Annotated in this window: 14 protein-coding genes; 6 read left to right on the top strand and 8 right to left on the bottom strand. The window is 49.7% G+C overall.

Translation table 11 applies throughout. From position 1 onward, the window contains the following. The first annotated feature begins 351 nt into the window (after window positions 1–351). The gene (locus H6F56_RS24725) at window positions 352–909 is read left to right on the top strand and encodes a glutathione S-transferase family protein (protein ID WP_190674411.1); all 558 of its coding nucleotides are present in this window, start codon (window positions 352–354) and stop codon (window positions 907–909) included. Window positions 910–1,028: 119 nt separating this feature from the next. Here the strand turns inward: H6F56_RS24725 and H6F56_RS24720 are convergent, their stop codons facing one another. From H6F56_RS24720 to H6F56_RS24710, 3 genes are all read right to left on the bottom strand, one after another. Further along, the gene (locus H6F56_RS24720; protein WP_190674408.1) at window positions 1,029–1,166 is read right to left on the bottom strand and encodes a photosystem II reaction center protein K; all 138 of its coding nucleotides are present in this window, start codon (window positions 1,164–1,166) and stop codon (window positions 1,029–1,031) included. A gap of 60 nt (window positions 1,167–1,226) precedes the next feature. Further along, a complete protein-coding gene (gene tgt, locus H6F56_RS24715; RefSeq protein WP_190674405.1) occupies window positions 1,227–2,348 on the bottom strand; it encodes a tRNA guanosine(34) transglycosylase Tgt in 1,122 nt (373 codons plus the stop codon). Between the two features lie 105 nt (window positions 2,349–2,453). Further along, entirely contained in the window at window positions 2,454–2,906 is a 453-nt protein-coding gene (locus H6F56_RS24710; RefSeq protein WP_190674402.1) for a hypothetical protein, read from the bottom strand. A gap of 185 nt (window positions 2,907–3,091) precedes the next feature. Between H6F56_RS24710 and cobS the strand changes: the two genes are divergently transcribed. Next, window positions 3,092–3,886 (top strand): adenosylcobinamide-GDP ribazoletransferase, encoded by a 795-nt coding sequence (cobS, locus tag H6F56_RS24705; protein WP_190674399.1) that lies wholly within the window; start codon window positions 3,092–3,094, stop codon window positions 3,884–3,886. Between the two features lie 65 nt (window positions 3,887–3,951). Here the strand turns inward: cobS and H6F56_RS24700 are convergent, their stop codons facing one another. Both H6F56_RS24700 and H6F56_RS24695 read right to left on the bottom strand, forming a co-directional pair. Beyond that, window positions 3,952–4,413, bottom strand: a complete 462-nt coding sequence (locus H6F56_RS24700) for a helix-turn-helix domain-containing protein (RefSeq protein ID WP_190674396.1) — start codon at window positions 4,411–4,413, stop codon at window positions 3,952–3,954. A gap of 279 nt (window positions 4,414–4,692) precedes the next feature. Continuing rightward, window positions 4,693–7,140, bottom strand: a complete 2,448-nt coding sequence (locus H6F56_RS24695; RefSeq protein ID WP_190674392.1) for a PP2C family protein-serine/threonine phosphatase — start codon at window positions 7,138–7,140, stop codon at window positions 4,693–4,695. A 450-nt stretch (window positions 7,141–7,590) separates the two neighbouring features. Between H6F56_RS24695 and H6F56_RS24690 the strand changes: the two genes are divergently transcribed. Next, entirely contained in the window at window positions 7,591–7,899 is a 309-nt protein-coding gene (locus H6F56_RS24690) for a hypothetical protein (RefSeq protein ID WP_190674389.1), read from the top strand. An 82-nt stretch (window positions 7,900–7,981) separates the two neighbouring features. Here the strand turns inward: H6F56_RS24690 and H6F56_RS24685 are convergent, their stop codons facing one another. Beyond that, window positions 7,982–8,323 (bottom strand): NAD(P)H-quinone oxidoreductase subunit M, encoded by a 342-nt coding sequence (locus H6F56_RS24685; RefSeq protein WP_190674386.1) that lies wholly within the window; start codon window positions 8,321–8,323, stop codon window positions 7,982–7,984. A 147-nt stretch (window positions 8,324–8,470) separates the two neighbouring features. Here H6F56_RS24685 and H6F56_RS24680 point away from each other — a divergent pair, with 147 nt between their 5' ends. Then, window positions 8,471–10,315, top strand: a complete 1,845-nt coding sequence (locus H6F56_RS24680) for a polysaccharide biosynthesis protein (RefSeq protein WP_190674383.1) — start codon at window positions 8,471–8,473, stop codon at window positions 10,313–10,315. Window positions 10,316–10,501: 186 nt separating this feature from the next. Here H6F56_RS24680 and H6F56_RS24675 read toward each other — a convergent pair whose 3' ends face one another. After that, window positions 10,502–11,047, bottom strand: a complete 546-nt coding sequence (locus tag H6F56_RS24675) for a 3-isopropylmalate dehydratase (protein ID WP_190674380.1) — start codon at window positions 11,045–11,047, stop codon at window positions 10,502–10,504. A gap of 84 nt (window positions 11,048–11,131) precedes the next feature. Between H6F56_RS24675 and H6F56_RS24670 the strand changes: the two genes are divergently transcribed. Beyond that, window positions 11,132–11,320, top strand: a complete 189-nt coding sequence (locus H6F56_RS24670) for a hypothetical protein (RefSeq protein ID WP_190674377.1) — start codon at window positions 11,132–11,134, stop codon at window positions 11,318–11,320. 123 nt (window positions 11,321–11,443) lie between these two features. Next, the gene (locus tag H6F56_RS24665) at window positions 11,444–12,307 is read left to right on the top strand and encodes a hypothetical protein (RefSeq protein WP_190674374.1); all 864 of its coding nucleotides are present in this window, start codon (window positions 11,444–11,446) and stop codon (window positions 12,305–12,307) included. Window positions 12,308–12,370: 63 nt separating this feature from the next. On the opposite strand, the gene H6F56_RS26630 is transcribed toward H6F56_RS24665, so the two are convergent. After that, window positions 12,371–13,171 (bottom strand): hypothetical protein, encoded by an 801-nt coding sequence (locus H6F56_RS26630; RefSeq protein WP_242032156.1) that lies wholly within the window; start codon window positions 13,169–13,171, stop codon window positions 12,371–12,373. Window positions 13,172–13,426 lie beyond the last annotated feature (255 nt).

Below are 13,426 nucleotides of genomic sequence, written 5' to 3'. Positions count from 1 at the left end.
ATCAATATGAGCAAGCGGGCTTAAAACGTTATTTTTAACAAAAATTAATAATTTATAGCCCTAGGGAATTATTCGCATCAGTGTCAATAAACTAACTTAAAGACATAATTTTTAACAAAAATTAATAATATATTGAAATCCTACAGAGAACTCGATAAACAAAATGAGCCGGTTTTAAAGGGCTGTTTTCCACTCAATATTTTTTAGTTCTGTTGCAATAGGGTCTTGCAATGCAAAGAAATTTTTGTGCCGGCTACTTTGAAGTAACACACCGGCAGCACCCACTGCTTTGGTTTAGCTGGAATTGCCTTAACATCATAATCGTTGTGTTTAAGGCTAAGGATTAAATCCGTGTTAAAACTCTATGGCGGTGCTCGCAGTCGCGCCTCAATCGTGCAGTGGTATTTAGAGGAAATTCAAGTTCCTTACGAGTTTGTCCTGCTCGATATGCAAGCCGGTAAGCATTTAAACCCTGATTTCCTGGCCATCAACCCGATGGGTAAAGTGCCGGCCATTGTGGATGGTGATTTAAAACTTTGGGAGTCTGGGGCAATTTTGATTTACTTGGCCGAGAAGTATGGCAAGATGCCTTCTTCCTTAGAACAGCGTGCCGAGATCGACCAGTGGGTGATTTTTGCCAATGCTACTTTAGGCCCAGGGATTTTTGTTGAAGCCAGCCGCGAGCGTGAAACGAAGAAGTTGATGACGCCGCTGAATCAAATTTTCCAGCAGCAATCTTTTTTGCTTGGTGAGGAGTTCAGTGTCGCCGATGCAGCAGTTGGGTCTATGTTGGCTTATATTCCCATGATGCTCAAACTAGACCTGAGCGAGTACCCGGCTGTGGTGGATTATATTCAGCGCATATCTTCTAGGCCGGCATTCCAAAAGGCAATGGGAGGCCGCGCTTAGTAAAAGCAAGGGGTTAGGGGCGTGCTGAGTGGGAGAGTAGAGGGATGAGGCATTTTTATCCACTCTTCCACTCTTCCCTAACCTCTAGCCCCTTGCCTCTAACCCCCTAATCCCTCTTCTTATCTGAAACCTACGGCAGCTTGCCAAACGAAAGCCAGCAGGAGGAAAAATACTGGGATGATCGGTAGAACATCTACCAGGGGGTCAAAAATTGCGTAAGCTTCAGGCAGTTTTGCCAACAGCAGTGCTGCGTCCATACAGATACCTACCTCTCCAACACAGTTTTAATAATTGACATGGATCGTAACATGAGCTGCTCATACTTGAGCCGGCTCATCGCTCAACCAGTAGGCAAATTCTGTTGTAAAGCGATCTGCGAGAATGGCGTCGCGAATTTGCCGGTTAAAGCGAATCAGTTCTGTGATGTTGTGAATGGATAGCAATGTGTAGCCGAGAATTTCCTTTGAGCGGATGAGATGGCACAAATAAGCGCGGCTGAAGTTCAGGCACGTATAGCAGGGGCAAGTGTCATCTAGAGGTGTAAAATCCTCTCGAAATCGGGCGTTTCTAATGTTCCAGCGCTCCCCTCGCACCAGAACTGCTCCATGACGGGCAAAACGGGTGGGAATCACGCAGTCAAATAAATCAACACCGGCAGCGATGGCTTTGGCCATTTCCCGATAAGTGCCAATTCCCATGAGATAGCGGGGTTTGTCTGCCGGCAGCAACGGCGCTGTGACTTGAGCGATCTGGGCGATGAATTCTGCCGGTTCCCCCACACTCACCCCACCAATGGCATAACCCGGTAGATCCAACTTGGCCAGAGCTTCGGCGGCAGCAACGCGTAAATCCGGATAGACCCCCCCCTGAACAATGCCAAACAGCGCTTGATCAGGACGCCGATGCGCTTCTATACAGCGTTCTAACCAGCGATAAGTACGTTCTGTCGCTAACTCAACTGCTTCTCGGCTAGCGGGGTAGGGCGGGCACTCATCAAAGGCCATAATCACATCTGCCCCCAGTCGATTCTGGATCTGAATCGAGCGTTCTGGGGTGATGTGAATAAGTTTGCCATCCCTCGGAGAGCGAAAGGTCACACCTTCTTCTGTGATGGTGCGTAGCTTGCTCAAACTAAAGACCTGGAAACCTCCAGAATCCGTCAACATTGGCCCATCCCACCCCATAAATCGGTGCAAGCCGCCGGCACCGGCAACGATCTCTTCTCCCGGTTGCAGGTGCAGGTGATAGGTATTTGCCAAAACCATCTGGGCATTTGCAGCTTCCAGCCGGTCAGGCGTCACCGTCTTCACAGTGGCCAACGTTCCCACCGGCATAAAGCAAGGTGTCTCCACCGGCCCGTGAGGCGTCAAAAAAACTCCTGCTCGCGCATGGGTATGGCTGCAGGCTTTTAAGCATTTAAATTTAAATTTGTCAAGCAAAATAAAAAATCAACAGGCAGTTGGAGAGGTTTGAATTGATCCGTCAGCTAAAAACTGAGCACTTTAACAGTTGAACGCTGGTGCGTTTGCACTTCACCCTTAACTTTAAAACGGGAAGGTTCCTTCGTCGTCCATTTCAGCATCCAACTTGGCGGAAAGTACCTCCGTGAGTACAGCCTCCAAGGCAGCAGCATTTAAGTGGCTGGTGTGTTGCTCTTGTAGGGGGTTAGAGAGGGGGATAAGCTGCAGATGCCGGTTCTCCTGAACAAGTTCAAAATAACTTTCCCGCTCACCAGAGCGCTTAAGCTCTAGATAGTCAAAACTATAAACATTTAGATAAAGAGCATGGTTAGCGACAAGGGTAGAGCGATGAGGATCGGCAAACACCTCAATCACAAATCCTTCACCCTCGCTTTGCCATTTACCATCTTGGGTGTGGATGTAGTGAACTCGCCCTAGATCGGCGAGCAAGCGGCGCATATCTAGCTTGTTCACAACAATGCCAGTGTCTATGATACAGGGGGCGGGCACCCTGATGTTTGATTGATCAGAATTCATGGGGAAAAGCCTCTGGTGTCAAATCCTTGCTTGCAGCGAAACCGGCGGCATCCAGTGGGAGCCTTATTTCTGTATTAACACACCCACCGGAACAGGCAGCGAATAGGTGTTCTGGGTACAATTCTGGCACAGGTCAGGGGGGCAAGCTAGTCCCCTGCACAAGGAAAAATAGGAATTTTTTTTATATGGCGGAGCATCAAAGGTTAGCCAGAGAAAGCATCCAGTTTATGCGCCGGCAAGGAGAGACTCTAGCTGCTGCGATTGCATTCTATACCTGTTTGCCGGTGCCAGCGGCTTGGACGCTTGAATTTCGAGGAATCGCGCGGATGGCCCCAGCGATCGGCATCATGATTGGGGGACTTTTGGGACTTTTAGATGCCGGCTTGCAGCAGCTAGCAATGCCGGTGCTAACGCGATCAGTCTTAGTCGTTGTCACTTGGATCGCTTTAACCGGCGGACTGCATCTTGATGGTGCGATGGATACTGCCGATGGGCTAGCCGTGCCTGACCCTCAGCGGCGGCTGCAAGTCATGGCAGATAGCGTTACGGGGGCATTTGGGGCCATGGCTGCCGTTGCCCTGCTGTTGCTCAAAACAGCCGGCCTGCACGACTTAGATGGCTATCGCTGGCTAGCCTTGATGGCGGTTGCAGGTTGGGGCCGGTGGGGCCAACTGGTGGCGATTGCCCGCTATCCCTATCTCAAAACCATTGGCAAAGGCGCGATTCACAAAGCTTCCATGCATTCACCGCTGGATCTTTTGCCGGGTTTGGTGTTACTCCTCGGTTTGAGTGGGTTACAAATTCTTCTAAATCGTGATCAATGGCTAGTTGCCGTCGGCATGGCTTTGGGGGGCGGTGCGATTGCCGTGCTTACCGGCGCTTGGTTTAATCGCAAATTAGGAGGTCACACCGGCGATACCTACGGCGCAGTTGTGGAATGGACTGAAGCGCTGCTACTGTGTCTGCTCACCGGCTTGTGAAATGAGTCCTGAGTCCTGAGTGGGAGAGTAGGAGAAATGTATCATTCCCAATGCCCAATGCCCCATTACTTATCAACCGTTTCTCGCCGGCTTGGGCGCTGTCCGCTAATGTCCAACCGCTGTAGGTAATCCCAGCCTCGCTGATCGGATACCTGACGCCCGATCTGGGTGGCCATCCATTCTGCCACTTTGCGACTATTCCACGGCCCACCGTCGGGAGCTGGGCCTTGTAGAGCTTCCCAGAGTTCTTGCTGCTGCTGTTCTGACAGCAAGGGTTCGCCCCCTGGATTTTCATGCCGGCGATCACCTAGCCCTTCGGCTCCACATTGGTTATAGCGACCGGCTATTTTCCTGACCCAGGTGGCAGAATAGCCGGTTGCCTCGACCACGGCGTGGGTGGGTTTGCCTTGAGCCAAGAGCCACACAATCTGCCAATGACTGCGAGCGACGGGGTCTTTGGCTTTACGATAGCGAGTCTCTAAATCTTTAAGGCTTAAGTGAGCCTCGATAGTCAAACGTTTGGGCATCAGACAGCTCTATACTCGGAAATTGCCGGCTCCTATCATTTTAAATTTTAGATTGAGATTTTAGATTGCGACTGAGGTGCCTACACCTTTACAGCAAGAAGAACTTCCGGCTGGGACTGCCCGATTTATTCCCGGCAGACACAACACAAAACGGCCACACAGAGTGGCAATGGGCTTAAATGTTGGGTGCTAGATGAGTGTGAGCGGGTCAGTGCTAATCCTAAGGGGAAGGTTTCCCTCAAAAATTGTTTAAATATACCTCAGGGGTGAAACTCTCCCTTACTGCTGACTTGGCTGGGGAGAGGCAGATGGAGTCGGCGTAGCGGCAGAAGGAGGTGGGGCGGTGGTTGCTGCTGGGGAGGTAGCCGGCTCTTGAACACACTCACCCACCTGTTCGGGTTTCGGATCGGGAATAGCAAGGGCGACCGAGCGAACTTTCTCCTCTGCCATCCAGCCAATCGGATTTTGTCGCACAGGAGGCCGAGTGACTGGTTCGACAGTCGTAGCTTTGCCGCTGGGTTTAACTACCGGCGTTTGCTGGGGTGTAGGACTATTCAAGCGTTGCTCAGTGTTATTGTTAACGGGCGCAGCCTCACGTTCAGCTAGCTGTGGTTGGCTAGCGGCTGAGTTAACCCGACTTCGGGGCGGTATCCAGCAGACTTGGAGTTGCAACCAGCTCATCCGATCAGCGGTTGTCTGTTTACGAAGAACTTTCACAACACTGCCTGCCGACACTGAGCCGGCAATATCTGGTTGTCCCGGTTGGCTGAGTAACTGTGCTAGCTGAGTTTGACCTTCAACGGCTTCTGGTGCCAAATTTTGAATTCGGATCAGAGAACCCACGTTTAAGGACTCTACAGAGGCATCGACCACAGGAGTAACCGGCTCAGGATCGGGATTAGAATCCGGCACCCGCCCAATCAAGGGATCGACCCCTTCTTTGACTCCTGGGATGAGCCAGTACGCTAGGACGGGAAGCCCTAGTAACATCGCAATCAGCAACAATAGTGGCAAGGGGCTGCCGGCTCGACGCGGACGCTCTACTAGCTGTGTGGGGGCAGTGGATAAAGCGGTCTGATTTGCCCCTGCTGTATTTTCTGGTAAGTCCGCAGCGTCCAGCTGGGCTAGCAGCAATTCTGGAGTGATGTTGGCGTTCTTGTTTTCTTTCACCCGACAACAGACTATCCCGACGGTGACGTTATCGTGGCCATTTTGGCTGTTGCCGAGGGCGATTAATCGGGTCGCTGCCGTGGCTACATTGGTCTGGCCGGTTAACACGGGCAGAATTTCACTTTCCCAGTATTGCTCGACGCGGTCATTGTCGCTCAGCCCATCGGAACACAACAGAAAAAGACAATCTTCGTCGATTACAAAGCGCCCGACAGAGGGGTGTAGCATTCCTGAAGCTGCCATCCCCAGTGCCTGAACCAGGGAACCTGCTGCCGGCTGTTGTACAGCATCTCGGTAAAGAGCGTAGCCTAGGCGCACTTCGCGAGTTGCCACATCATCATCTAGGGTTACTTGATAGCAGCCATTGTGGGAGATCAAGTAAGCTCGACTGTCGCCAATGTTGGTAAGATACAGTTCGTGAGCTTTTGCAAAAGCCATGACCAAAGTTGTGCCCATGCGCTGGCGACCTTGGCGCTGTTCGTCGTTGTTGCGGTCACTGATCGCATCATTGGCGGCACAGGCTGATTCTTCTAGTTCAGTGATCAGGCTTTGAGGCTCTAAATCTTGAGAATGGGACTGCAACTGCTTCACTCGCTGCCGGATAGCCTCAATCGCAATGGCAGAGGCGACATTGCCCCCTTCATGGCCTCCAATGCCGTCGCAAACAATGGCTAAAGATTCGGTTGCTGAGCTTTGGTTGGTGCCGCTGACTGGGTAGCAAGCATCTTCATTTCGCCTACGGCTGGGTCCGGTGTCGGTGCGTGTGGCAATTTCATAAGTGCGAGATTGTGTTTGCCCGCAGATGGCCAGTCCTCGATCTAGAAGAGCGACGAGATGTTCGCCGGTTCGCACTCGCCCTTCTATTAGCATTTGGCACAATTTATCGAGAAAGGGAGCGAGCGGGGATTTAGCTGTTTGCACCCATTGTGACCACATCTGGCCCAGTTGCCCTAGGGTTGCAGGGGTTCGATCACTTTGCAGATGTAACAATCGAACGAGTGGCCCTTCGACTCGCAGCAGTTCTGGATTAAGCAGACTGGAAGCCACGTTTTCTGTGCTACACGGCTGCCACAACTGAGCGATCTGCCACAGCCAATTCATCTGCCGCATAGCAGTGGCATTTTTCCAGGCGATGGTTAGCTGCGGGCGCAATTGCAGGTTGACTGTTTCGGAATCGAGACCAACGGGTGCCGGTTCTAACAGCCAAATGTCAGGGGTTTGCCGGCCTTCTGAGCGCGGATGCAGTTGTCCGTACACTTGAGGGATGTGCAGCCGGTAAGGGAATAATCTAAGATAGGCGGCGATCGGTTCGGGGATTTCTTCGGGTACTGCCGGTGGAAATCCTGGTTTAGTATCCAGTAAAATCTGCTCAGACTTTCGCAAGTAGCGATCGGCTATTATCTGTCCGGGTTTATAGACGGGTAGTCCTTTCCCTACAGCCCAAAGGTATCGTCGCGGTAAGGGCGCGCGACATTTCTGGCAAAACTTGTGAGTCTCCGGGTTAGAAGTCTGACAGGTGGCCTTGGGGCAGTCAATTGTTGCCGCGTCGTTTTGCATGGGATTCCTCGCGCCTATCAGCTGTTGTTGCTACAGCCTTGCTTAGCAAACGCCTTATCAGGCTAGCTGGTTGAGGCTCTAATTGTTAAGTTGCAGTATTGCAGATGTGGTTTATTGTAGTGCCTGATTCTTTAAAGGTGGGCGATTGCTGGTGAAAGTACAGCACAAAAGGCTTCTCTTCATTTTCGCTCAGGATGCGAGTAATTGCAGCGCCCTAAAAGGATGCCAGGGAGCGTTTTCACTACTTTGTTGTAAAAATTTACCCCTTACAGAAGGGTAAGGGAGCTTTTAAATGAAAACTTAAAGTCGCTCCATTGACTTGCTCAAAGATGTTAGCCACCCATGCGCCAGTATTTTTCTAGCATTCATCCTGATTTTACTCTTTAGGTTCTCTTAGCCCTAGGGAATCCTCTTACCAGATCGATTTATTCACCTCTATTGGTCATTGCCATGCCCACTCCTAATTTTGAGCCGGTTTCCAATCCCAGCATTGTGGAGCCAGAATGCCCTGATAGCCTGGAGATAAATCAAACACTCGCAGCGCTGAAGCAGTCTCAGGAGATGAATTATCAGATGATGCGCCTCAACGCTTGGGTGCTTTCTGAAACGATGGATCAGTTTATCGCGGGTTTTTGGAGTCGGTTTATGGCCAACCGTCAAATTGCCCACAAACAAAACAGTTGTTACAGCGGCGGCAGTAAGGTGAGCGAGATCGCTGAGATCGTAACCCATTATTTTGGAGACGGAAAGAAAATCTGAGGAAAATTCAGCTTGATCTCTCCTTTGCTGCCGCTCTTGACTGCGGTATAAATAGGCATGGCTTGGATCAGTAGAAAGCGCTCTAACTATCTTGGGAAACCACTTGAGGAAGTCCCATGCTGTAGTTGAGGGCGCGGCTGTTCAAGTTGTAGGAGATTTTGCCACTTTGAAGGAGCGAGCGCACAAAATGTTCTAAATCGGAACCAATCCGGCGGAGGTTATATTCTGTTAGGTCTTGCCCGTCGTAGGATTCAACCAGCTCATCAAACTTGCGGTAGACCTGTTGCAAGGTGTCTTGCTTCCAGAGCAATTCGTTGTCTGGATCGACATCAAGGGTTAATACCTGGTCGTTAGGAACGAGTTCGTTGTTTTCAACGTCGGCGGTGAATATGTGGATATGGCGAGTGGTAGATTTTAGCAACATAGAGCCAGATTTATGCAAATCTTTACAAATACGAATTAAATCATAGCAATTTGTAGAGTCTCCGTGAACTTGCTAATCCAACAGATAAAAGCTGTGCTTCTGAGTGCGGCTTCTTCACTATCCAGACGGCAAAAACGCTATTTTCTCATGGCCATCGACGCTGTGCTGCTGTTGGTCGCCATCTATAGCGCGTTGGGACTGCGCTTTAGCTCTTTGAGTTCCGTGCCAGAAATCTATCGCTACAGTGGGTTAATCGTCTTACTGATAGGCATTAAACTCACTGTTTTTCGGGTCATGGGTCTTTACCGACCTATTCTGCGCTACACAAGCTTGGAGTTTTTGCTCACTGCGGCGCTTAAAGCAGTCGCGCTTAGTTCGGGTACACTGGTTAGCCTTGCTTATTTTCTGGATCTGTGGTCACTGCCTCGCTCGGTTCTGATTATAGATGCACTGCTAACCCTGCTGTTCGTGGTTGGGTTTCGGCTTTCGTTGCGCCGGCTCGTTTACAAACTCAACTCGATGGCTTGTACAACAGTGCCGGTAGAACGAGTGGTGATTTACGGAGCTGGGGCATCTGGGTCGGAATTGGCACAATCCTTATCAGCGAACCCTGCTTATCGCCTGATCGCCTTTGTGGATGATAATTCCTCTCTCCATCACCAAGTTGTTCAGGGACTGAATGTTTACTCACCGCAGGATTTACCCAAACTTCGAGAGAAAAAGCATTTTCATACGATTCTCTTGGCTATGCCTTCTGTGGACGGGAAAACCAAGCTTGAAATTTTAGAGCGGTTGCAGTCTTTAGCGGTGGTGGTCAAGACTGTACCCAGCATCGGAGAGATTCTGGCTGGCAAAGTTTCTATTAGTAAGATTCGCAACATTGATATTGCCGACCTGTTAGGTCGCGAACAAGTTGCGCCGAATTTAAAGTTATTACAGATGAATGTGATGGGCCGCTCGGTCTTGGTGACGGGTGCGGGTGGCTCCATTGGCTCTGAGTTGTGCCGCCAAATCGCTTTACAGAACCCTAAGTGCTTGGTGCTTTATGAAATGGGCGAGTTTGCCCTTTACAGCATTGACATGGAATTGGCTGAAAATTATCCCACACTTCATAAAGTTGCTTGTTTGGGAAGTGTAACCGATTCAGTCCAGCTGAAGGATGTTTTGAGCAAATATCAGGTCGATACGGTTTATCATGCTGCTGCCTACAAGCACGTTCCCCTAGTGGAAGCAAATCCCGCTCAGGGGATTTGGAATAATGTCTTAGGGACACTAACCGCAGCCCGTTGTGCGATGGAGTCTGGGGTCAGCAAATTTGTCTTGATTTCTACAGATAAGGCGGTGCGCCCCACCAATGTTATGGGCGCAACAAAACGGGTGGCGGAGTTGATTTTGCAGGCGCTTGCCGAACGCCCTAAAACTCCTACCTGTTTCACGATGGTTCGATTTGGCAATGTGCTAGATAGTAGCGGTTCCGTTGTGCCCCGGTTCCGCCAGCAAATTGCTGAGGGTAAACCCATTACAGTTACGCATCCAGAGATGACTCGCTATTTCATGTCCATCCCTGAAGCCGCTTCTTTGGTAATTCAAGCGGGAGCGATGGCCAAAGGCGGCGAGGTGTTTTTATTGGATATGGGTGAACCTGTGAAGATTTACGATCTAGCTGTGCAGATGATTCGTTTGAGTGGTTTGGAACCGGGAGAGGACATTGAGATTGAAATCACCGGCTTAAGACCTGGAGAAAAGATTCATGAAGAATTGCTGATTGATAGCGCCAATGCTCAAGCGACAAACCATCCCAAGATTTTCTGTGCTCATGAATCTAAAATTCGCTGGAAATGCTTAGAACCATGTCTGGAAGCGCTGTTCGCACAAGCTCGGCTTGCCGATCCCGCCGGCATCCGGACAGAACTCCAGGGCCTTGTGCCAGAGTATCAGCCAAAAACACCTTTAGCTGCTGAGACCACAATGAGACCTGTCTCGGCACAATAAGCCGGCGAGAGGAGCTAGGAGAACAGGGGGTGAGGTTAACAGATACACGCTAATCCGAAAGAATTTTTGCATTTAAATTACATAAATGTAAAAGCGGCAGATCAAGGTAATGCTTTTCATGAAACAAAAACATTGAAATTTATGTGCCGCTTTTTATACAATTTAAATGTATTAACATTAACAAGATTACTTGGCAGCAATCATGCCGGTTTGACGGGCATAGGCAAAAATGCCACCGGCATCAATGACGGGGCCAACTTCGCCCAGTGGCTTGAGGTCGTAGGTCTTACCAAGCGTGTGATTGACCAGCCGGTTTTGTTCAAAGTCAATGGTAACTTCTTGGCCGGTTTCAAACTGAGCGCACAGCCGATCAACGGATTCCCAAGGGTAGAGTTCGCCGGTGGCTGAGCAGTTGCGGAAAAAGATGCGAGCGTAGGAGAGGGCGATCACAGCTTCGACACCGGCAGCGCCTAAGGCAATAGGTGCGTGTTCTCGTGAGGAACCGCAGCCAAAGTTTTCGCCGGCAATAATAATTGGGTAACGGGTCTTGATTTCACCCGGATCAATAAACTTGCCGTAGCGGTCTGGTAAGCCGACTAAGGCGTAGCTTCCCAGTTTTTCATACTCGTCCGGTTTCGAGGGAACTAGCGTGAGGTATTCAGCCGGAATAATTTGATCGGTATCAATGTTGTCATCTAGTACAAAGATGAGGCCGCGAATCACTTTGCCCATGATTAAGATCCCTGTTTTCCCCTCGGCTGTTTAAGGTTTTCACCTTGCATTCTACCCTGCTTCGGGAATGGAGGCGGATGCTGCTTGAGGGAACACCGGCACAAGTTGCTGCCGGCTTGCACTCATGTCGGTGAAACTCGCTTAGGCAAAGCATCGCTGACATCTGACGCTCAACGCAAAAAAAAACAGCGCTTCTCTAGCCACCGAGGGGATTACAACCTATCAGTGCTGTTTGAAAGTTTCTTCCTAAATTTGTGCCAAGCAACCAGTTGATAATATCGTTATGATTCGTTATATTCTGAGCCTGGGGTAACGTTAGCAAAAAGTCAGAATATCTGGCTAAAGGATTTAAGTCAAAAACTCAGGGGTAGCGATTAATCACCGGCTGTATGAAACATGGCAAATTCGATTGATAACATCGCACGACAGGCACGCCAGGGAAGCGTGGCGGCGATTATCCAAGTTTTAAATGATAAACTCTCGCACTCCGGGGTTAGAACGCGAGCTGTTTTGGAAAATGGGGTGCTGCAATTGCTGTGCGAGGCGGCGAAAGCGGAACAGCTTGAACAATCTAGCTTAGTGGAGCGCATTCAGCAGATTTTAGAGTCTTTGGCACCGCGTAAGATTCGTCGGGTAAAAGTTAACAGTCGCATTGTCCGTGAGCAGCAGTTACTTTGGCTAGAAGAAATTAATCGCGAGACAGAAAGTCAGCTTCTCTGGTCCCAAGAAATTACCCTAGCCAAGCCGAACTTTCTAAAACGGCTGGCAGAAGATAGGGAAGATCGCAAACGAGATGTTGAGGAGCCGGCTTTTCCTCAGCAGAGTGTCACTTCTCGTTTCGAGCGAGAGCAACGTCAATTCTGGCGCGGCATCTTGGTAGGGGGTCTGGGCCTGAGTTTATTAATAGTGTTATTGGGCTGGACGCTCAGTAATTGGCTTGGCTTGAAGTTGAGCAACCCAATGCAAGCACAAACACCAAAGCCGGCCGGTTCAGTGAAGCCAGGGAGTTCTCCGAGCAGGGATAGCTTTGCCGATGCTGTCAGACTGGCTGAGCAAGCTTCATCTGCCGGTAAAGTTGCCGCATCGCCGGCTGATTGGTTGGCCCTTGCCGCAAAATGGCAGCAGGCGGGGGATCTGATGGCTGCTGTCCCGCCTACTAATCCTCGCCATAAGATCGCTCAAAACCGAGCGGCGCTTTATCGTCAAAATAGTGAAAAGGCTCAGCAGGAAGCGCAGAAGCGACGCGGACAATCTTACTGAGTCAGGGCAAACTATGAAGGGTGAAGGGTGAAGTTTGTTTCACCTTTTCCCTGATACGCTCGTTTAGTGCAAGTCTGCCTCCCAAATACCGATGTAGATGCGCTGGCGATCATCGCGCTCAATCACTCCTTTTAGGGTTTCTAAAAAAAAGAAGTACCGGCTGGACTGACCCTGCTGCACCAGTTGCAACCCCAGTTTAATTTGCTCGTTGAGCCGGCAGCCTAACATACTGTTTAAGGTTATCTGGATCGCATCAAACTCGACTGAGTTGGCAAAGGATGCTTCTGTTTGGCGAAGGTACTCAGAATTTGTGTCAAATAGAAAGCCCAAACTAACTTTTTCTGGGATTAAGTCATAAATCATCGCGGTGGTATTTGGCCAGTAGCCACTCACCGTTCGGCTTGGTCTGCCAAACATCTGGCGGACATGACTTTTCGGTGTTCCCGGTTTAAACCCTGGAATACCGACCCCGACTGGCTCCTTCTGACATTGATTTTCAAGCACATTTTCTATGGGTGTCTGCACTTCTGAGTCTTTTAAACTCAGCCAAGATTGAGAACCGGCTGAACTTCTGGCATTGAGCTTGGATGAGAGGAAAAAAAGTTGTTGTTCCGCCAGCGGTTCTGACAGTGATAGTGCCGGCAGCAATGCTTGAGACAGTCCGGTCATTAAAAAACTAATCGCGATAGAGACACCAATGACATTCATGTACGACTTTGTAACGAATAGGCGTTGCCGATTATTGAGTTTGCTGTAATGCACCCGTTGAAAATGCTTGATGTGAGGATGCGCGTTAGTGATGCCGGCATTGGGCCAAAGCCAAGTCCTAGCGTGACCAACGTCCCTTAGCCTGTTCCACAGCATATCGGAAACTCTATTTTTTGAGCGCCTTTGTAGACACTTTCGATCACTGACCATACTCGCATTAAAAAAAATGTCTTATACGCTTGCCTTTTTGGAGGGATCGAATCCAAAAAGCGTCAGGGGAATCGCTGTCTCTTTTTTGCTGCTGCTGAGCGCTGCCGGCCTCATGTTTTGCAATCTTTATTTTATGTGTAAAGACAAAGCTCTCAGTTCAAACTTTTAAACTTATCTTTAAGTGAATATCCTAGACGATTT

Source organism: Microcoleus sp. FACHB-672 (genome assembly GCF_014695725.1).
Lineage (GTDB): Bacteria > Cyanobacteriota > Cyanobacteriia > Cyanobacteriales > Oscillatoriaceae > FACHB-68.
Note: the sequence above shows the minus strand (reverse complement) of the source record. Positions and strands in the feature narration are given on the sequence as shown.

What these genes read in the sequence shown, in the direction of transcription:
- H6F56_RS24720 (WP_190674408.1), bottom strand. Translation starts at nt 1,166, where the DNA reads ATGGACGCAGCACTGCTGTTGGCAAAACTGCCTGAAGCTTACGCAATT.
- H6F56_RS24710 (WP_190674402.1), bottom strand. Translation starts at nt 2,906, where the DNA reads ATGAATTCTGATCAATCAAACATCAGGGTGCCCGCCCCCTGTATCATA.
- cobS (WP_190674399.1), top strand. Translation starts at nt 3,092, where the DNA reads ATGGCGGAGCATCAAAGGTTAGCCAGAGAAAGCATCCAGTTTATGCGC.
- H6F56_RS24700 (WP_190674396.1), bottom strand. Translation starts at nt 4,413, where the DNA reads ATGCCCAAACGTTTGACTATCGAGGCTCACTTAAGCCTTAAAGATTTA.
- H6F56_RS24695 (WP_190674392.1), bottom strand. Translation starts at nt 7,140, where the DNA reads ATGCAAAACGACGCGGCAACAATTGACTGCCCCAAGGCCACCTGTCAG.
- H6F56_RS24690 (WP_190674389.1), top strand. Translation starts at nt 7,591, where the DNA reads ATGCCCACTCCTAATTTTGAGCCGGTTTCCAATCCCAGCATTGTGGAG.
- H6F56_RS24685 (WP_190674386.1), bottom strand. Translation starts at nt 8,323, where the DNA reads ATGTTGCTAAAATCTACCACTCGCCATATCCACATATTCACCGCCGAC.
- H6F56_RS24680 (WP_190674383.1), top strand. Translation starts at nt 8,471, where the DNA reads ATGGCCATCGACGCTGTGCTGCTGTTGGTCGCCATCTATAGCGCGTTG.
- H6F56_RS24675 (WP_190674380.1), bottom strand. Translation starts at nt 11,047, where the DNA reads ATGGGCAAAGTGATTCGCGGCCTCATCTTTGTACTAGATGACAACATT.
- H6F56_RS24665 (WP_190674374.1), top strand. Translation starts at nt 11,444, where the DNA reads ATGGCAAATTCGATTGATAACATCGCACGACAGGCACGCCAGGGAAGC.
- H6F56_RS26630 (WP_242032156.1), bottom strand. Translation starts at nt 13,171, where the DNA reads ATGCTGTGGAACAGGCTAAGGGACGTTGGTCACGCTAGGACTTGGCTT.